The organism is Paenibacillus sp. Leaf72 (assembly GCF_001422685.1).
Classification (GTDB): domain Bacteria; phylum Bacillota; class Bacilli; order Paenibacillales; family Paenibacillaceae; genus Pristimantibacillus.
This window is the reverse complement of record NZ_LMLV01000012.1, coordinates 183,778-202,669: the sequence shown is the minus strand read 5'-3', so window position 1 is coordinate 202,669 and position 18,892 is coordinate 183,778. Positions and strand designations below refer to the sequence as shown.

Genomic DNA, 18,892 nt, shown 5'->3' with positions numbered 1-18,892 from the left:
GGTGCGAGCTGCCTTTGGGCCATTAAGGAGGGGAATAGTCCCCTCCTTTTTTGCTGCCCCTATTTTCCAATGAAAACGAAAATATATTTCAAATCGACAAATAGCGACGAACTGTCTAAAATGAGGTTAGATGTTTGCAGCGCATGCAGATCAGATGAATCCGGAAGGGGCAGAGAGGCCTTGAGTCTGTCGGAAGTATTAGTTTCACTGGGTGCTTACTTGCTCCCGATGCTTTTATTTTTCTATATGGGTCTGGATGTGCTGTACCGCAACCCGAAGAAGATCGAGCATCAGCTCGTCAGCCTTATTATCGTTTGTTATTTTATTTTGTTTATGGAGGAGTATGTTCGGTTTCTGCTTCCCATTGAATACAGCCCAGCTCTTACAGCGTTGTGGTTTTCTAACGTTGGCATCGCCATACCTGGAATTGGCGTACATTTCATCTCCAAATTTTCCGGCATGGACAAGCGGCTTCCGCGTTGGATTTATCCCTATATTTTCTACATCCCACTGCTGATTATTCCCTTCAACATTTTTAGTAGCCAAAAATACATTTCCTCCCAAGATTTCGTTCAAGTTGGCATTTGGAAATATCCCGTATACAATTTCCCTTATTTCGCCGCCATGACGGGCAGCATTCTGATTGCCATTGTCTATCTGGTTTTTCTATTGCTTGGTCAAGCCCGGGTTAGAGCTTCTCAGGATCGCGAACGTGAGCCTATTTATCGGCTTATGATTGCCGGCACCATTATTACGATGCTTTGGGTTGGTTTCTTTGGCTATTTCCAATTCGAAAATACACTGCCCCCTTACTCTTATTTATACGGCGGTCTTGTCTGGTGCTTTATGCTGCGGCTCGCTATGCAGAGGTTTGAGTTTCTCAATTGCAATAAACAGCGATATGAGCGACTATTCAATTTAAATCCAGCCGCGATTTTGCTCGTTGAGAGCTCCGGTAACATTAAGGAAGCCAATCCAAGTGCAAAGCAGCTGTTTGACCATTTGCAGCTGGAGCATACTGGACTGGATGCGCTAGCTAGTGCCGAGCTGAAAAAACGGCTCAGAAGCCAGCTGGAAATTAAAGAGCTGGAGACGAAAATTCATAATGGAGAAAGAGAACTCACGGTGCTGATTGATGGGGATTATATAACGGTAGATAATGAACCGCATGTCATTCTTATTTTCCGCAATATTACGCTGATCAAGGAGCATCAGGAGCAGATTGCCTTTCTCGCCTACCATGATGCGCTGACCGAATTGCCAAACCGCCGCTTCTTCTATGAAAGGCTGGCGGCAGCTATTGCGGAAGCTGCGCGGAAGGAGCATCAGCTCGCTGTCGTGCTGATTGACCTGGATGAATTTAAAGAAACGAATGACCGCTTCGGGCATGATGCAGGCGATGCTTTGCTGCGGCATACGGCTGGGCTCATTAAAGAAAGTGTCGGTGGTCAAGGCATGGCAGCTAGGCTGGGAGGCGACGAATTCGTCCTATTTATCAGCCCGCTCCCTGCCACCGATTGCGTCCACGAGATTATTCCTGAAATAGAGGAACGTTTTGCAAGCCGAGCGCTGAGCTATGGCAATGAGCAGTTGTTCGCGAAGCTCAGTATGGGGATCAGTATTTATCCGCAGGACGGACTAGATGGGGATTCCTTGCTGAACCGTGCAGATAAAGCAATGTACAAGCTTAAGCGCGAACGCAAGCTGCGGAAGCACAATATGGACCAGCTCCCGCAGTCGCAGTCGACTCTTTAGCTGTTAAATCGAAGCAACGAAGGGCTTCAAGCGCTCCAGCTGGCGCAGATGATGGCGGAAATGCATTTCTACGAGCAAGAACCATTCCTTAGCGTTCATCTCGCCAAAACCCGGATGCGGAACCGTCTGATGCTCAGGTGCCTGTGCAACCGCTGGCTCCAGCTCCTTCATGCGGTGAAGCACCTCTGCCATTCCTTGGATCAGCTCTTCTTTGCTGCTAGGCTGAATGGGTGTATATCCCGGAAAAGGATCAACGTGAACGCGAATTGGCGGCAAGCTGCCTTCGGCATAAATGGCGTTTTTCCTTTCCTTCATTTCCTTTATTTCCTTCATTTCACTAGTTGAATCACCAGGGCTATCGGAAGCTGGCGACTCCCCGCTCAAGCATTGCTCAGCAGAACTAAGCTGCATGTATAGCGCACTGTTGATTAGATGGACATAAACTTGACCGATCGACCATTCAGCTTCAGCCGGCTTTTTCTGCAGCTGTTCGAGCGTGAACAAGTCCAGCTCCCGTTCATATTGCTCCTTCAATGGTTCAAATTGCTTCAAAGATTGCAGCGTATTTATCAATTTGCACAGCCCCTTTAAGTAAGATAGCCCCAGTATAAGAAAAAGCTACTGACATCAGTATGTCAGTAACTTTTTCAGTAGCTTTCCAAGATTTTAGCAGCTTCCTCCCGAACCTGATGGCGCAGTGATTCCGGCTCCAGCACAACGACGCCTGAACCCCAGCCAAGTATCCAATGCAGCAGCTCCTCCTGCACACGAACAAGAAAATTCACGTACAAGCCGTCCTCGTTCTCCTCAAATGATTCCATATAAAAGTTATTTTGTTCCTTCACTTTATCCGCTATAGAGGGATTTACCCGTATACGCACAGGCAGCTTGCGGTCATTTTCGGGTACATAAGCATGCAGATCAAAGTCCTGTGGCCGTCTGAAGCGCTCATCCAGCAAAGCAAGCTGCTCCATGCGCGACAAGCGGAAATGGCGCAGCGATGCCCTTAGCTCGCAATGGGCCAGCAGCAGCCAATTGCCCTGCGAAAGCACGAGTCCATATGGCGAGACTGTCCGAGTGCTATGCCGGGTTCCGTCCTCATCAGCATATATTTTCTTATAATGGAGACGTATTTTACGCTGTTCTAGTATTGCAGTGCGCAAAAGATTGATTTTCTGTTTATCCAATCCGCCCGCAAGCGGATCATAGGGTGCCAGCAGCTTGATGGCTGCACTGGTGCGGTCCGCTTCCTCACGGACACGCTCCGGCAATATAGCCTCGATCTTCCCGCGAGCGACTCTCGCCTTCGACGTATATCCCTCATCGAACTGCTGCTCGACAAAAACCGTACCAATCAATAAGGTCACGGCTTCCTCCACGGTAAAGCTAATAGGCGGCAGAAAATAACCCTCCATGAGCGAATAGCCGACACCCGGCTCTCCGATAATCGGGACACCGGATTCACTGAGCGCCTGCATATCTCGATAAATCGTGCGAACGCTCGTCTCAAATACCGCAGCCAAATCCTCGGCGCGCATCATGCCTTTACGCTGGAGCTCCAGTAAAATCGCTAACAATCGCTCTGTTTTATTCATAAAGCCAGCTTGTCCTCATCGTAGACCCTCCTATTTTCATATTGGACGAAACCAGTTGCCGATTTTATACGCTCTTTACAAGTCTATTAAAAGCTCTTTATAAGCTCTTGAGCTGCTCTTTATACTCCGTCGGGCTGCATCCTGCATATTCCTTGAACACTTTGGAAAAATAGTGCTGGTCGCTGAACGATAGCACATCGGACAGCTCTTTAATTTTCATCTCCGGCTTCGTTTCCAGCAGCCGGCACGCCTCCTTGATTTTCAAATTCAAGTAGTAGTGGACGAAGGTTTTCTCCGCATATTTCTTCATAATTCGGCTGATATAGGAGGGACTGACATGAAATCGCTGCGCAAGATCGGCAATGGACACATGCGAATACATGTTCATCTGCACGTACTCGTCAATTTGCTGAAACAGCTCGGAGCCGCTTTTGCGATTTTGATTTTGCAGCAGCTCAAAGCATTGCTCGGTCCAGAGCAGCAGCTGCTCGGTAAAGTGTGCAAAGCTGTCCAACTCCAGCAGCTTATTCGCCTGTTCCGTCAGCTTGAGCCTATTCCACGGGTCCTGCTCAGAGAGGGAGCTGCCGAAAGCCTCGGTCAGCAGCACCAGAAAGCGCTCCAGCTCAGCCAGCCGAACGTTGCTGCTCTGCCACTTTTGCAGCTGCTCTGCCAGCTTTAAGGCGAAGCGCTCCTTCTGGCGCTGGCGAATCATGTCCACGAAGCTGTTCGAGAGCAGCTCCGTCATCGCAGAATCAGCGCCAAGCGGCAGCGCCGAATAGCCTTTATCCAGCAGCAGCGGGCCCGTGATAGATAGCTGTTCCTTCATAAGCCGCGACATTTGCTGATAAAACTCCGCCAAGCGGCCGTCTGGGATTGCTTGCAGCTGGCCGCATAGCGAGGCATATAAGCCTTCCTTCAGCAAGCCGCTGCGCGCCGCCTCCATGCATTCATAAGCGGAAGGGTATTTATCCTTTACCGAAAGATTAACGAGGACAAAAAACTGATAGGGCTGCTGCGTTGGAAAAACCCAACAGTCATGCGGAGCAAAAACCTCCGTCAAGCCGGCTTGCAGCACGCTCAGCTTCCATTGCTCCTTATTCGGCGAGAAGGGCTGCTTATGGATGAGAAAAGGCGCTTTCGTCTGTTCCCGAAATTCCGGACCCAGCCTAAGCTCTGCATGAAAATCGGGATCAACGATATCTTTGAAGCTCCCGGCCTCCCCCGATTGCTGCTCTTTCAGTTGGACAATGATCCGCTCCATAACCTCTTGCAGCTGATGGCGCTCAACAGGCTTGAGCAAGTAGTCGAACACCTGCAAATTCAGCGCTTTGCGCGTATATTCAAAATCGTTGTAGCCGCTGATCAGCACAACCTTGAGCTGCGGATGAAGCAGCTTCGCCTGCTCGATAAGCGCCAGCCCATCCATTTTCGGCATCCGAATGTCCGTAAGCAATATGTCGATGCGATGCTGCCGCATAGCTGCCAGCGCTTCCTCGCCATTCGCCGCTGTTGCGGCAATATGAATGGGCAGCTCGGTTGCTTGCAGCAGCGCTTTAATATTGCGAAGGATCGGCTTGCTGTCTTCTGCAATTAAAGCCTGGTACATCGCTTATCCCTCCTCATCAGTAAAAATCCTTCGTCAGTGATGCAATAATTTGAATCGTTGCGCCTTTGCCCGTTTCTGCATTGTTGTAAACATTGAAAAAAAGGCGGTTTTTGTACATCAGCTTGAGCCGGTTGACCGTATTCACCATGCCCATATTGCCAATGCCCGTGCTGTTCATTTTCAGCTCAAGCGCTCCCGAATCGGAATCATCAATGTTCCCGAGTATTTCTTTGATTTTATCGTCGGCGAGCCCTTCGCCATTATCGCTAATCTCAATCGCCCACAATCCGTTATACAGCTTGAAGCGAATCGATATTCGCCAAGGCGGGTCTGTATTTTCGAATGCATGCTCAATGCAGTTTTCAACAAACGGCTGAATGACGAGCCGCGGAAGCTGGATCAAGCCCGTCAAATCATCATCAGCTTCAATGTCCCACTCCAAATCATCCTCGTATTTCTGCTGGACGAGCGATAAATAATTGCGCGTATATGCCAGCTCGTCCGACAGCGATACATGCTGATAGGGAGAGGATACAACATAACGCAGGCTGTCCGACAGCTGCTTGCACATATCCTGAACGACCTGATCCTTGCCCTCCTGGGCAGCAATACTAATCAAATACAGCACATTATGGATAAAATGAGGCGCGATTTGCGCTTGCAGCGCGGAATTGCGCGCTTTAATTTCCTCATGCAGCGCCAGCTTCTCGCGCTCAATCGATTGCTGCAGCCGCTCCAGCAGCTCCTGAAACGACTCATTGAGCAAAATCAGCTCATTATTATGCGAGCGGCTGTCCACCTTCACATTCATATTGCTGTAATTGACACGCAAAATTTGATTGCGCAGCTTGCGAATCGGCAGCAATAAATTTTTGGCGGAAAAATAAATGTAAAAAAAGGAAAACAGCATCAGCGAAGTAATGAGCAGGATGGAAATGTTGCTGATCGAGCTGACGGGGCCGAGCACCGCTTGTTTTGGCGTGACAATATAGGTCGTCCAATCGGAGCTGCTGGATTTGTAATACGTAATGTAGTTTTGTTGATGATCCATATACATGCCGCTTGCTCCCGACCGCGGCTCCAGCGTAGACAGCAGTTTGTCGACCTCTGCATTTTGCGAGCTTGAGATGAGCTGACCGTCCTGCGCCAAAACAAATACCTCGCTGTCTGCCAGCCCCTCCGCCGGCATTTGCAAATAAGCTTGATCCAGCTGGATCGACAAATAGCCGAAAATTTCACCATTTTGATTGATAATCGGGCGAATAAACGAGACTTTTCCTGCCTCCTCCCGATTGAGCAAATAGCCGCTTCTGCTCCAAATCGCTGAAGTTTCGCTGTCTGCCAGCAGCGGCTTTAAAGAAGGCGGCGTTCGGTCGTAGCCTATATAGGAGACCAATGCAGAGCCTTCGAGGTTGTAAATAATCATATCCTGAATGTTCAAGCTTGGCCCAATCGCCTGAAACATAATATCCTTCAGCTTGCGGCTGCGGGACAATCCTTCAAACGTTTGGGAAGCGGCGTCATCGGCCAGCAAAATATAAACATCTTTATTGGACAAAATACGTTGGGATAGCTGATTTTGGCTATCGATATAAATATCGAGCTGATCGCTGACCTTCTCTGCTGACATCAGCTTTTCATTTTCGGTCTTCTCTTTAAGCGGTTGTATAACGACGAGGTTGACATAGACCAGAAAGCTGCCAAGCACGATAAGCAGCAGCACAACGAACGTTAGAAAAAACTTGGTCTGTAGACTCGCCTGGAATTGGTTTTTACCGAACTTGCGATTCATGATAGCCAGCCCTATTCCTCCTTGAACCTTTTAATGCTCCTACTGTACCATTTGCAGATATCGACGGACAAGCGGTGAATGGCTCAGAGTGGACGGTTCAGAATATTACACATGAAAGGTAAATGCCAAACATGTACCTATCTGGCTCTAAAGTCTATAATCGAACCTGTAACCGCATTCAGAATGATTCACATACATTTCAATACGGGGGGATATAAAAATGAATTACAAGATGAAAAAAGCTGCAACGGGCGTCATCGCAAGCTTACTGGCTTTGTCACTGGCGGCATGCGGATCAAACAGCAATAGCCCAGCAGGTACAGCAACCAACGGAGGAAGCGGCAGCAGCGGCGGTAAAGTAACGCTGGAGCTAGCCATCTCCAAGAGCTCGCAGGACTCCGCTTTTGTAGCGCAAGACCTTCTTGATGCTTTTGAAAAAGAGACAAACATTAAAGTTAATCTTCAACTGCTTCCAGCTGAGCAGACAGCAACCGTGCTGCAAACGAAGCTGGCGGTTGATGAAACTCCAGATATTATCCAGTACAACCTGGCAAGCGCCGTAACCGACCTGAACTTGGAGCGCAACTTTGAAATTTTGGATAGCGAGCCATGGGTTGGCCGTCTGTTGAACAAAGATGTGCTGTCCGCTAATGATCATGTATACAGCTTCCATGTCAGCCAAGACACAGGCATGCAAGGCGTTGTGTACAACAAGGATATGTTCAAGGAGCTGAACCTGTCGATTCCGACAACCTTCGAGGAATTCCTTGCGGTATGCGAAGCGATTAAAGCAAGCGGCGTAACACCGGTATTCATGCCGTTCAAGGATAATTGGGCAGCCAACATCTGGCCAGCAGCCGCATTCGCAGATTATGCAGCGAAAAATGACCCAACGTTGTTCGATGATCTGAACAGCAATAAGAAAAAATGGACAGACATCCCTGAGTTCGCAACTTTGCTGGACCAGCAGTACCAAGTATTCAAAAAAGGCTACACGAATCCTGATATTTTGAGCGACAGCTACGATATGGCCGTTGGTAAATTTCTGGACAAAGAAGTGGCTATGATGTTCATGGGCGACTGGCTGATCGAGAACGTAGCGGAAAAAGATCCTAGCATCCACCTTGGACTGTTCGCGATTCCTTCTTCCAAAGATGCAAGCCTTGGCGCAAGCCCGCTTGGTGGACAGCTGTTCATTCCTAAAAAAGCGAAGCATATGGCTGAAGCTAAAAAATTCCTTGAGTTCATCGCTTCCAAAGAGCAGGCACAAAAAATTGTTGATTCACAGGGCTATGTTTCCAACTTCAACGATGTGACGACTCCTAAGCTGCCTGACTACAAGCAGGAAATCGTAGATAACTACATTACACCGAAGAAAACCGTTCTGACTACAGATGCGCATATGCTGGTAGACCGCAGTGAGCTGTACAGAAACCTGCAGGATCAGTTTGCTGGTGCCAAAACACCGGAAGAAGTATTGTCTGCTTGGAACGACAAGTTTGCACAATTGATGAAAGATAAAGGCGTTGCCGGATTTTAATTGATAGAACACTAGGCAGAATAAGGTCCTTCAGGGCTTTATTCTGCCCAAGCTGTTATGGAGCGTGATTACAGATGAAGACAAAAAGCTTGTATCCTTATTATCTAATATGGCCGGCCCTGCTCGTTTATTGTGTATTTTTCGTATTGCCTGCCCTCATCGGCTTGTTTTACTCCTTTACGGACTGGCGGCTTGACCGCGAAACGCTTAAATTTATCGGTTGGGACAATTTCAAACAGATTTTTTCCGACAAGACGCTTATTTTAGCCCTGAAAAATACTTTTATTTTCGCGATTGTTACGGTTATCGGAAAAAACGTGCTTGGTATCGCCTTAGCCATTGGCCTCAACATGCGACTGAAATCCAAAAATCTGCTGCGCGCGATTTTTTATTCGCCGTCGATTTTGAGCGTTCTCGTTATCAGTATTGTGTTCACGCCAATGCTGCGTACAGATGGCACCATCAATAAATTTCTGGAAGCCATCGGCCTAGGTGTCTTTGGCCAATCGTGGCTGACCAATCCATCCATTGTAATCTGGACCGTTGCCCTGGTGTCGATCTGGCAGCATACCGGCTTCCAGATGGCGATTTATTTGGCCGGACTCCAGTCTATTTCCAAAGAATATTATGAAGCAGCGACGATTGACGGAGCAGGCGTGTGGAGCACGTTCAGCAAAATTACGCTCCCGTTATTGCTGCCCGCTATCAATATCAATCTCATGCTGACGCTCATTGGCGGCTTGAAGGTATTTTCTGAAGTATTCGTCCTTACAGGCGGCGGACCGGGGAACGCTTCCCAGGTTGTCGGAACGATTATTCTCCGCGCCTTCGGAGAAGGCAACTGGGGCATGGGTACAGCGATCAATACGCTGCTGTTCGCGGCGGTTACCGTTATTTCCATTCCACTGCTGATCTTCATGCGTCGTAAGGAGGTTGCTGAATAATGAGCTACACACGCAAACTTGCGCTTCGCAACTATATTGTCGAAATTTTTCTGCTGACCGCTTCCCTGATCATTATTGTGCCGTTGCTCATGATGATTTTCGGTTCCTTCATGACCAGCTCTGAGGTGCTGCGCTTTAAGCTCGCGCTTCCGGACAAGTGGATGTTCACCAACTATACGCAGGTTTTTAAAGAAGGCGGCCTCGGCCGTGCCTTCCTGAATGGGCTGCTGATTACTGGCGTATCTTCCATCGTCAACATTATTACCTCTTCAGCCGCTGCTTTCATTCTGGTGCGAAGAGAATCAAAGCTGTCGAGCTTCCTGTATATGTTTTTCTTTATGGGACTTATTGCTCCGATGTCGATTATTACGACGATTCGTGTCGTACAATGGCTGGGCTTCTATGGCAGCATTACGAGTGTTATTTTCATTTACGCCGCTTTGAACGTCGCGTTCAGCGTGTTCCTGTATAGCGGATTTATCAAATCGATACCGAGAGCTCTCGATGAAGTAGCTTTCCTGGAAGGCGCGAGCATGCTTGCTGTATTCTTCCGCATTATTACACCGCTCATCGTTCCGGTGAACGCGACTGTGGCGATTATGGTGTTTATGTCGGTATGGAATGATATTACGATTCCGCTTTATTTCCTCACCGACAGCTCCGACTGGACGATGCCGCTATCCGTTTACAATTTCTACGGCAAATACAGCCGGGACTGGAACCTGATCTTCGCCGATCTCGTTATGACTTCGCTCCCTGTGCTTGTGCTTTACCTGTTCGCACAGAAATACATCGTCAGCGGCCTTACAGCTGGCGCGGTCAAAGGTTGACCGCCACACTCCCCCCAAGCCCTCGCGCCGGATTTCCATCTCCTGCGCGGGGGGCTTTTTACATGGACCGTTTTATTTAAATAGAGCCAGTCTTGAGCTGCCAATAGCCGAACAACCGTCTGGGGCGAGAAACATAAAAAGAGAAGAAACTCAGGCTTCCCTGTATTCCTTCTCTCTGCCTTATGCGACCTGGGCGCTTGCTAATTACTCACTGCGAATTCAAATATGCGATGCCGAGTCCGCCCGTTACCGGATTTTTATAAATTTCGCAATTGACGTCGAATACGTCGCTGATCATCTCTTTCGTCAATACTTCTTCTGGCGTTCCGCTGGCGTAAATTTGCCCCTGCTTAATGATATACAAATAATCGCAATACTCTGCTGCCAGCGTCAAATCATGAAGGGCGGCTAAAATGCCGATGCCCAGCCCTTTGACGATGCTCAAAATTTGCAGCTGGTATTTAATGTCCAAATGATTCGTCGGCTCATCCAAAATCATAAACTTTGGCTGCTGTGCAAGCACCCTCGCCAGCACGACGCGCTGTTTTTCCCCGCCTGAGAGCGACATGTAGCTTCGTTCCGCATAATGGGACAAATTCACCTTGCTCAGCGCCTCTTCCACAATTTCCTCATCCCGCTGATTGTCCGTCTCCAGCATTCCCTTATGGGGCGTCCGGCCCATCATGACCATCTCCCGCACATTGAAATCAAAGCTCATTTCATTGAACTGTCCGACAACGCCAAGCTGCTGTGATACTACCTTTGGCTTGGATTTCAGCACATCCGTGCCGCTGAGAAATACCTGTCCCTGCTTGGGCTTAATGACTTTATAAATGCTTTTGAGCAAGGTTGATTTGCCGCAGCCGTTAGGGCCAATAAGGCCTACAAATTGCTTGTTGTCTACCTTGAGCGATATATCCTTCACAATGTCCGTACTCGCAAACGATACCGAAATATGATCCACCGTCAGCTTCATCGTTATTTCCCTCCAAAGGCGTAGCCTTTTTTGACCAGCATGTACATGAACAGCGGCGCGCCAATCATCGCCGTAATTATGCCGATGGGCAGCTCCACGCTTGGAATGATCGTCCGGGCAATGACGTCGGTCCAGATGAGAAAAATGGCGCCAACCAAAATGGAGGCCGGCATCAGCCTTCTATGATCCGAGCCGACCAGTCCCCTCACCATGTGAGGAATAATAAGCCCGACGAACCCGATCATACCGCAGCTCGCCACAATGACGCCTGTAATAAGCGCAGCCAGCAGCAAATAAATTTTGCGGAACACCGCCAGATCAACGCCCAGCGTCACCGCCGTATCATCGCCAAGCAGCATGGTATTTAATATCCGCGACTGAAAAAGGAAGAACAGCGCAGCCCCAACAACGACGAGCGATATGAGCGGGAGCTTGTCCCATTTTGCCGAAGCCAGGCTGCCCATTGTCCAGAACGTGACGGTCTTAATGCCAACGGCATTGTTTGCGATATAAATAATAAAATTGGCGAAAGCCGTACATAAAGCATTGATGACCATCCCCGACAAAACCAGCTTAACCGACGTCATTTTGCCACCAATGCCTGCTAATATAAAGACGAGCAGCGATGCGCCCAAAGCGCCTGTAAATGCCCAGAAGGCAACCCCCGTCTGCCCGAGCAGACCGCCCGCGCCAAAGCCAATTAAAATTGCAAACGTCGCACCGAGCGATGCGCCCGAGGAAATGCCCAGAATATACGGATCAGCAAGCGGATTTTGCACCGCCGCCTGCATGACCGTACCGCACATCGTAAGCCCCGCCCCAATAAATAGCGCCATTAATACGCGTGGAAACCGAATTTGCCATAAAATATCGACAAACGAGCTTGTCTCCATCGCGCTCCCGTCGCCTAGCTGGATTCCTAATAACTTGTAGAGCAAAATCCGATAAGAATCCCCTAACGGAATCTTTACCTGCCCGATTGATACGGCAACGCCAATCGACACCACGATAACAGCCGCGAGTACGAGCATTAAAGTTAAAAACAGCGACTTTTTTCGAATGAGAGCTTCTTTCTCTTCCTGCCTGCTTACACTAACCTCTGCCATCCCGATTTACCCTGCCTTTTCATTCATTGTTCCGATTTTAGTTTACAACTGACTGTTTTTAAGTATAATTGATAATGATTCTCTTCGTCAATTAAAGACAATATATGAAATGAGGTTAGTAGGATATGTTTCGTTTTTTGCGTAAAATGACGTTTTTTGCACTTCCCCTTGCTCTGGCAGTAACCGCTGGCTGTTCTTCCGCTTCGACCAATTCGCCAAGCAGTTCCCCGAGCCCTTCCGCCGAAGCGACGGCTTCAGCAGCAGTAGTAGAGGCTTCTCCGAGCCCCGGCGGCAAAACCGCTTATCCGCTCACCCTTGAAAATTTCAATTTGTCGGCAGAAAGCGGCTCCTTCCAGCCGAAAACGCAAACGTTCGAGAAAGCACCGGAGCGCATCGTCGCCAATACGCAGTCCGCTGCGGAAATTTTGATCCGACTTGGTTTGACGGATAAAGTCGTTGGCGTCGCCGCCCTTTACGGCGATGTGGAGGCTGACATTGCCGAGCCATTCGCCAAAATCCCTGTCTTATCCGAGACATATGTCGGCAAGGAGCTTGTCGTCGGAGCGAAGCCGGATATCGTCCTCGGCCGTGGCGACCTGTTTGCAGATGCAGATTGGGGCGTCGGAACGGTTGACTCGCTGAACGAGCTTAATATTGCTACTTTTATTCAAAACAACTCCCGTCCGGGTGCTGTACTCAGTGATCTTTATAAAGACATTGAGCAAATGGGCCAAATTTTCGACGTACAGGATAAGGCGCAGGAGCTTGTCCAAAGCTTGCAGCAGCGCGCCAAGGATATCGAGACTCGGTTTGCCGGCAATCAGGAGCAGAGCTTTGCTTTTATTGGAAGCAGCACGCCGGATTCCATTGCCGTCTACAGCGCAAATAATGATACCTTCCAAGCCGAGGCGCTTAGCCTGTTGAAGGTGACCAACAGCTTCGCCGACGTTTCCGGTGAAATCAGCGCGGAGCAGCTCGTTGCGAAAAACCCTGATTTCCTTGTCATCTCGGATTATAAAGGCGGACCGGACATCAATGAATCCGTGAAAAATATTTATGAAAATCCAGCTCTGCAAAGCATGTCCGCTATCCAAAACAAAAAAGTATTCATTATCGATTTCAATGATTTCTGGGGCTACGGCTACCACATCTTTGACGGTGTCGAGAAGCTGGGAGACAACTTGTCCAAAACCTCTTAAATCTTGCAGCTATCTATTGGCCGTCTTCAGCCATGCACCAACAGAAACGACAAAGCGCCTCTTCCTTTACGGGTCCAGTTCATTATCAGAGCTGGTCCGCAAGCAAGAGGCGCTTTTTTATGGCATCACACTATTTTAGTTCGTCTTTCCTTCGTTTTCCGCTTCCCACTTGGCAATTTCCTCGCGCACTCGCGGTGCAACCTCCGTGCCAAGCAGCTTGATTGCGTTCATTACGTCCTCATGCGGCATCGTGCCGAGCGGCGTATGGAGCAAAAATCTCGTAATGCCGACATGCTTGCGCAGGTTAATGATTTTACGGGCAACCGTTTCGGGATCGCCGACATAAAGCGCACCTTCAATGCTGCGGGCAGCGTCAAAGCTGGAACGGTCATAATGCCCCCAGCCCCGCTCTTTGCCGAGCACATTCATAACCGCTTGCGTCGAAGGGAAAAACTTGTCTGCTGCGAGCTGCGTCGTCTCTGCAATAAAACCGTGCGAGTGCGAAGCGATGGGCAGCTTCGAGGCATCATGCCCCGCATGGGCTGCGGCTCTCTTGTACAGCTGCACCAGCGGTGCAAAATTCATCGGACTGCCCCCGATAATGGCGAGCACAAGCGGCAGGCCGAGCAGGCCCGCGCGGACAACCGATTCTTGGTTGCCGCCGCTGCCGATCCATACCGGCAAAGGGTTCTGAACAGGGCGTGGATAAACGCCCAGATTGTTAATGGCTGGGCGATGGCCGCCTGCCCACGTTACTTTTTCAGATTCGCGAATTTTCAACAGCAGCGCCAGCTTTTCATCAAACAGCTCATTATAGTGGTCCAGATCATAGCCGAACAGCGGAAACGATTCAATGAAGGAGCCCCGCCCTGCCATAATTTCCGCACGACCGTTTGAGATGCCATCCAGCGTAGCAAAATCCTGAAACACGCGCACAGGATCAGCCGAGGACAGCACCGTAACAGCGCTCGTCAATCGAATCTGCTTCGTTTGTGCGGCAGCAGCCGCCAAAATAACGACTGGAGAGGAGGCCGCATAATCCTCGCGATGATGCTCGCCTACTCCATAAACGTCCAGCCCGACCTGATCCGCAAGCACAATTTCTTCAACGACTTCGCGAATACGCTGGGCATGGCTCATAACCTCTCCTGTTTCTACATCGGGCGAGGTTTCGACAAACGTACTAATTCCTATTTCCACCGTACAATCCCTCCTGCTTCCACTCTATATTTTTTTAACAAACTCCGATTTCAGCTTCATAGCGCCAAAACCGTCAATTTTGCAATCAATATCATGATCGCCATCGACGAGCCGGATGTTTTTGACCTTGGTGCCAATTTTGACGACGAGCGAGCTGCCTTTGACCTTCAAATCTTTAATGACCGTGACGGAATCACCGTCGCTCAGCACATTGCCGTTCGAATCCTTTACAACCTTCTCATCCTCATTGGCATTATCCTGTGCATTTGCATTCCATTCATGCGCGCACTCCGGGCAAACAAGCATCAGCCCATCCTCGTATGTATATGGCGACTGGCACTGTGGACAATTTGGCAAGCTAGACATGTATTCATGCCCTCCATTCCTGTTACTATAATCGTTACGACTTTGCTTGGAAGTTTCATTATAAACGGTAAAATAGCAAGCGTAAACGGCTGAAGCCGTCCTCCGGCGGTAAAGCTGCCGTTTCGCGGAAAAATCAATGCCTGATTTTCGGCTGCAACGGCAGGCAGGAATCGATATAATAAAATCCATCAGAAAAAGTAAGGGGCGCACGCCATGATACCTGCCGAACGTTATCCCGAATGCTATAAGGCCTTAGTAGAGAAAAATACCGAATATGAGGGCGTTTTTTACGTTGGAGTCAAAACGACGGGCGTATTTTGCCGGCCAACCTGCCCCGCTCGCAAGCCCAAATTTGAAAACTGCGAGTTTTATGAAACGGCGCAGCAGGCTTTGCTTGCGTCTTTCCGCCCTTGCCAGCGCTGCCAGCCGCTTTCCCATCCCAATCAAGTGTCAGAGGTCGTTCGCCTGCTCGTCGAAGCGGTAGAGCAAAACCCGGAAAAACGCTGGAAGGGCCAGGATTTCAAAAATCTATCCGTCGATGAATCAACGGCTCGCCGCCAATTTAAGCAGCGCTTCGGCATGACCTTCGTCGAATATGCCCGTGCCCGCCGTATGGGCATCGCCTTGAAAAACATTAGAGCTGGCCAATCGGTTATGGATACACAGCTCACAACCGGCTATGAATCCAGCAGCGGGTTTCGCGATGCTTTCTCCCGTATTATGGGGGCGGCTCCTACTCTATTGGAAGATGACAAAGTGCTGAAGGCGTCATGGATTGATACTCGGCTTGGGCCGATGATGGCGATTGGCAATGAGCAGCACTTGTATTTGTTGGAGTTTGTAGATCGGAGGGGTCTTGAGCGCGAGGTCGAGCGGCTGCGCAAAAGGACCAAATCCGCGATCATTCCCGGCACAACAGCATCCATTCAGTCCATTGAACGGGAGCTGGCGCTTTATTTTGACGGGAAATTGACGGAATTTAAGACGCCGCTATTTTTATTAGGCTCGTCGTTTCAGCAAAGCGTGTGGGCACAGCTGCTGCAAATACCGCCGGGCGAAACTCGTTCTTATTCCGACATTGCGACAGCACTTGGAAAGCCGACAGCCTTTCGCGCGGTCGCCCAGGCCAATGGAGCCAATGCCAATCAGCTGGCTATCCTTATTCCCTGCCATCGCGTTATCAATTCAAACGGCGAATTGGGCGGCTATGGAGGCGGATTATCCCGAAAAAATTGGCTGCTCCAGCATGAGAGACAAGCATCATGCTGAAGCAGCCGCTTCAAACGAGCTATTCGGCTAAAGCTTTTTCGGCAGCAGCCAGAGCATTCACTACTTTATCGCACCAAAGATCGAATTCCTCGTCTTCCTTCTGATGCTCAGCATTGGCCAAAATGTGGGCAACCGTCTGCTTGATGCCTTGATCAAGCCGCGTCGTAGCTACAAACTCAGGAACAAGCTTTTTCAGCTTCGCATTGTCAAAGACGACGGAGTTCGCCTTGTCGCCCAGCAAGCCGCCCCGGAAATCATATTTGCTGCTCGCAGCGAGAAAATCAGAGGATACATGCACCGCATTCAGCTTTACGCCAAGCGCATCCGCAATAATTTCATAAATCTGATTCCAGGTCACCGACTCATCCGACGTGATATGCACGGATTCACCAATCGCATGGATGTTGCCCATTAGGCCGATGAAGCCTTTGGCAAAATCGCTGTTATGCGTCATCGTCCAGAGGGACGTGCCGTCGCCATGGATGATGACCGGTTTATTTTCAAGCATACGCCTTGCGACCTGCCAGCTTCCGTTATTGCCGTGCACGCCCAGCGGAATCGAGCGCTCGTCATACGTATGGCTTGGCCTTACAATCGTGATCGGGAAGCCTTGCTCGCGGTACTGCTTAGTCAAATACTCTTCACATGCAATTTTGTTGCGGGAGTATTCCCAATACGGATTGGATAATGGCGTTCCTTCGGTAATGCGATAATCCGACAGCGGCGTCTGGTAGGCTGAAGCTGAGCTAATAAACATAAACTGCTTGGTTTTTCCCTTGAATAAGCGGTAATCGCGCTCGAGCTGCTCTGGCTTGAAGGCGATAAAATCCGCTACTACATCAAATGACAGATCGGCGATAAGCGCCGCCACCTGCTCCTCATTATTAATATCGGCTTTAATGCTATGTACACCTGCTGGCAAATCAGCATTTCTAGTTCCCCGGTTCAAAAGATAAAGCTCGCATCCACTCTCTACTAACTGCTTCGTAATGGCAGAACTAATCGTTCCCGTTCCTCCAATAAATAGCGCTTTCATAAAACACCTCCGTTAGTATGGTATTGCTGTAAAAGCTGCTTCTTTTCTTCTTAATGATAGCATGGGGCTCGTGCGAATACTACGACTAAGCGTTCATTATTCGCCTCCTCGTGGAACAGAGGGCGAATAAAATACGTCAGCATGGATATGCCGGAATTTTTCCCAGTTGCCGGGATTGGTCGTGTCTGGAGTACGATGCTCCATAATGGCCTGATATAGGGCGGTTTTCTCTTCCAAATGGGCGACGCGCTGTTTGGCTTCTTCGAGCTGAACGAGCGCCGCTTCTCTATGCTCCATCATGATTTCGCAGCGTTGCGGAATGGTCGAATCCCCTTCGATACAGAGATCGACGTACATTTTGATGATTTCAATCGGCATCCCGGATTGCTTGAGGCATTTGACGCCATACAGCCAGTTGATGGATTCTGCGTCGAACAGCCGGATATTATTCTCATTGCGCTGTAGGCTTGGCACCAACCCTTTATCGGTGTAAAAGCGTACAGCGTGCTCGGTAAGTCCCGTTAACAGGGCGGCTTCTTTGACCGTATGCATGAGTAATCCTCCTTGGGAAAAATGATAAGACCGCTTGACTTCGTGTAACACGAAGGCGATAAGCTTATTATAATGCAAATCGGCCGTTCACGAAATCAGCCGCTGCGGTGCACGATTCCCGGGATTCACGGCCGTTTGCCCTATTACATTTGAACAATAGGAGGAATTACAATGCAAACTGTAACCTTGAACAACGGTGTGAAAATGCCAATCATCGGCTTCGGTGTCTACCAAATTCCCGATGCTGAAGAATGCGAGAACGCGGTATATGAAGCGCTGCTAGCCGGTTACCGCCTGATCGACACCGCCGCCGGTTATCTGAATGAGGAAGCGGTCGGACGCGCGATCAAGCGCAGCGGCGTTCCGCGTGAAGAGCTGTTCATCACGACCAAGCTCTGGATTCAAGATGCCGGCTACGAGAGTGCCAAGCTGGCGTTTTCCAAATCCTTGAATAAGCTTCAGCTCGACTATCTTGATCTGTACCTTATTCACCAGCCGTTCGGCGATTACTACGGCGCTTGGCGCGCGATGGAAGACCTGTACCGCGAAGGCAAAATCAAGGCGATTGGTGTCAGCAACTTCCTGCCCGACCGTCTAATGGACCTCATCGTGCATAACGAAATCGTGCCTGCTGTCAACCAGGTTGAAACGCATCCGTTCTACCAGCAGCTCGAGAGCGCCGCTTTTATGAAAGAGCAGGGAGTACAGCACCAGTCGTGGGCGCCGTTCGCTGAAGGACTGGGCAACATGTTCGGCAACGAAGTGCTGACCTCGATTGCAGCGCAACACAACAAGTCCGTCGCCCAGGTTGTGTTGCGCTGGCTTGTTCAGCGTGAAATCGTAGCTATTCCAAAATCGGTGCGCAAAGAGCGGATCGTCGAAAACTTCGACATTTTCGATTTTGAGTTGAGCGCTGACGATATCGAGCAAATTTCCGCCCTCGATACGCGGGAAAGTCTTTTTTTATCGTACCACGATCCGAAATTCGCCAAGATGCTGGGCACCTTGAGAGTCGATCTGTAGCCTGTAACCTTGCTCGAACCGTAAACTCATCACGCGTTTATCCTCATATCTATTAAGAAAGGACAGGGCAGCGCACCTGTCCTTTCTTTGTGTCAATTTATAC

At 49.5% G+C, this 18,892-nt stretch carries 17 protein-coding genes; 7 read left to right on the top strand and 10 right to left on the bottom strand.

Annotated elements, in window-relative coordinates; genetic code table 11:
- Positions 1-180 precede the first annotated feature (180 nt).
- Positions 181-1,755 (top strand): sensor domain-containing diguanylate cyclase, encoded by a 1,575-nt coding sequence (locus tag ASF12_RS15600; RefSeq protein ID WP_056036379.1) that lies wholly within the window; start codon positions 181-183, stop codon positions 1,753-1,755.
- Between the two features lie 3 nt (positions 1,756-1,758).
- Here the strand turns inward: ASF12_RS15600 and ASF12_RS15595 are convergent, their stop codons facing one another.
- From ASF12_RS15595 to ASF12_RS15580, 4 genes are all read right to left on the bottom strand, one after another.
- Positions 1,759-2,325 carry a DinB family protein gene (locus tag ASF12_RS15595; protein ID WP_056037032.1) on the bottom strand — a complete coding sequence of 189 codons (567 nt, stop codon included), beginning with the start codon at positions 2,323-2,325 and terminating at the stop codon, positions 1,759-1,761.
- Between the two features lie 77 nt (positions 2,326-2,402).
- Entirely contained in the window at positions 2,403-3,350 is a 948-nt protein-coding gene (locus tag ASF12_RS15590; RefSeq protein ID WP_056036377.1) for a helix-turn-helix transcriptional regulator, read from the bottom strand.
- 97 nt (positions 3,351-3,447) lie between these two features.
- Positions 3,448-4,956, bottom strand: a complete 1,509-nt coding sequence (locus ASF12_RS15585) for a response regulator (RefSeq protein ID WP_056036375.1) — start codon at positions 4,954-4,956, stop codon at positions 3,448-3,450.
- Positions 4,957-4,972: 16 nt separating this feature from the next.
- On the bottom strand, positions 4,973-6,748 hold the full coding sequence (locus tag ASF12_RS15580) for a sensor histidine kinase (RefSeq protein WP_056036373.1): 1,776 nt from the start codon (positions 6,746-6,748) through the stop codon (positions 4,973-4,975).
- Positions 6,749-6,968: 220 nt separating this feature from the next.
- On the opposite strand from ASF12_RS15580, the gene ASF12_RS15575 reads away from it, so the two are divergent.
- The 3 genes from ASF12_RS15575 (at position 6,969) to ASF12_RS15565 (ending at position 10,062) form a co-directional block, all read left to right on the top strand.
- Positions 6,969-8,288 (top strand): ABC transporter substrate-binding protein, encoded by a 1,320-nt coding sequence (locus ASF12_RS15575; RefSeq protein WP_056036370.1) that lies wholly within the window; start codon positions 6,969-6,971, stop codon positions 8,286-8,288.
- Positions 8,289-8,362: 74 nt separating this feature from the next.
- Positions 8,363-9,232 carry a carbohydrate ABC transporter permease gene (locus ASF12_RS15570; RefSeq protein WP_056036369.1) on the top strand — a complete coding sequence of 290 codons (870 nt, stop codon included), beginning with the start codon at positions 8,363-8,365 and terminating at the stop codon, positions 9,230-9,232.
- Entirely contained in the window at positions 9,232-10,062 is an 831-nt protein-coding gene (locus tag ASF12_RS15565) for a carbohydrate ABC transporter permease (RefSeq protein ID WP_056036367.1), read from the top strand. The genes ASF12_RS15570 and ASF12_RS15565 overlap by 1 nt, the downstream gene beginning before the upstream one ends.
- A gap of 208 nt (positions 10,063-10,270) precedes the next feature.
- Here the strand turns inward: ASF12_RS15565 and ASF12_RS15560 are convergent, their stop codons facing one another.
- Both ASF12_RS15560 and ASF12_RS15555 read right to left on the bottom strand, forming a co-directional pair.
- Positions 10,271-11,038, bottom strand: coding sequence for an ABC transporter ATP-binding protein (locus ASF12_RS15560; RefSeq protein WP_056036365.1), 768 nt, complete (start codon positions 11,036-11,038; stop codon positions 10,271-10,273).
- Between the two features lie 2 nt (positions 11,039-11,040).
- The gene (locus ASF12_RS15555; RefSeq protein WP_056036364.1) at positions 11,041-12,144 is read right to left on the bottom strand and encodes a FecCD family ABC transporter permease; all 1,104 of its coding nucleotides are present in this window, start codon (positions 12,142-12,144) and stop codon (positions 11,041-11,043) included.
- 125 nt (positions 12,145-12,269) lie between these two features.
- On the opposite strand from ASF12_RS15555, the gene ASF12_RS15550 reads away from it, so the two are divergent.
- Complete coding sequence (locus ASF12_RS15550) at positions 12,270-13,343, top strand: ABC transporter substrate-binding protein (protein WP_056036362.1); 1,074 nt, start codon at positions 12,270-12,272, stop codon at positions 13,341-13,343.
- Positions 13,344-13,478: 135 nt separating this feature from the next.
- Here the strand turns inward: ASF12_RS15550 and ASF12_RS15545 are convergent, their stop codons facing one another.
- On the bottom strand, positions 13,479-14,543 hold the full coding sequence (locus tag ASF12_RS15545) for an LLM class flavin-dependent oxidoreductase (RefSeq protein ID WP_056036360.1): 1,065 nt from the start codon (positions 14,541-14,543) through the stop codon (positions 13,479-13,481).
- Positions 14,544-14,567: 24 nt separating this feature from the next.
- Positions 14,568-14,909, bottom strand: a complete 342-nt coding sequence (locus tag ASF12_RS15540) for a zinc ribbon domain-containing protein YjdM (protein ID WP_056037031.1) — start codon at positions 14,907-14,909, stop codon at positions 14,568-14,570.
- A gap of 213 nt (positions 14,910-15,122) precedes the next feature.
- Between ASF12_RS15540 and ASF12_RS15535 the strand changes: the two genes are divergently transcribed.
- Positions 15,123-16,178, top strand: coding sequence for a bifunctional transcriptional activator/DNA repair enzyme AdaA (locus tag ASF12_RS15535; RefSeq protein WP_056036358.1), 1,056 nt, complete (start codon positions 15,123-15,125; stop codon positions 16,176-16,178).
- Positions 16,179-16,197: 19 nt separating this feature from the next.
- Here the strand turns inward: ASF12_RS15535 and ASF12_RS15530 are convergent, their stop codons facing one another.
- Together ASF12_RS15530 and ASF12_RS15525 are read right to left on the bottom strand one after the other, a co-directional pair.
- Entirely contained in the window at positions 16,198-17,214 is a 1,017-nt protein-coding gene (locus tag ASF12_RS15530; RefSeq protein WP_056036356.1) for an SDR family oxidoreductase, read from the bottom strand.
- Between the two features lie 96 nt (positions 17,215-17,310).
- On the bottom strand, positions 17,311-17,766 hold the full coding sequence (locus ASF12_RS15525; RefSeq protein ID WP_056036355.1) for a MerR family transcriptional regulator: 456 nt from the start codon (positions 17,764-17,766) through the stop codon (positions 17,311-17,313).
- A gap of 171 nt (positions 17,767-17,937) precedes the next feature.
- On the opposite strand from ASF12_RS15525, the gene ASF12_RS15520 reads away from it, so the two are divergent.
- Positions 17,938-18,789 (top strand): aldo/keto reductase, encoded by an 852-nt coding sequence (locus ASF12_RS15520; protein ID WP_056036353.1) that lies wholly within the window; start codon positions 17,938-17,940, stop codon positions 18,787-18,789.
- The last annotated feature ends 103 nt before the right edge of the window (positions 18,790-18,892 follow it).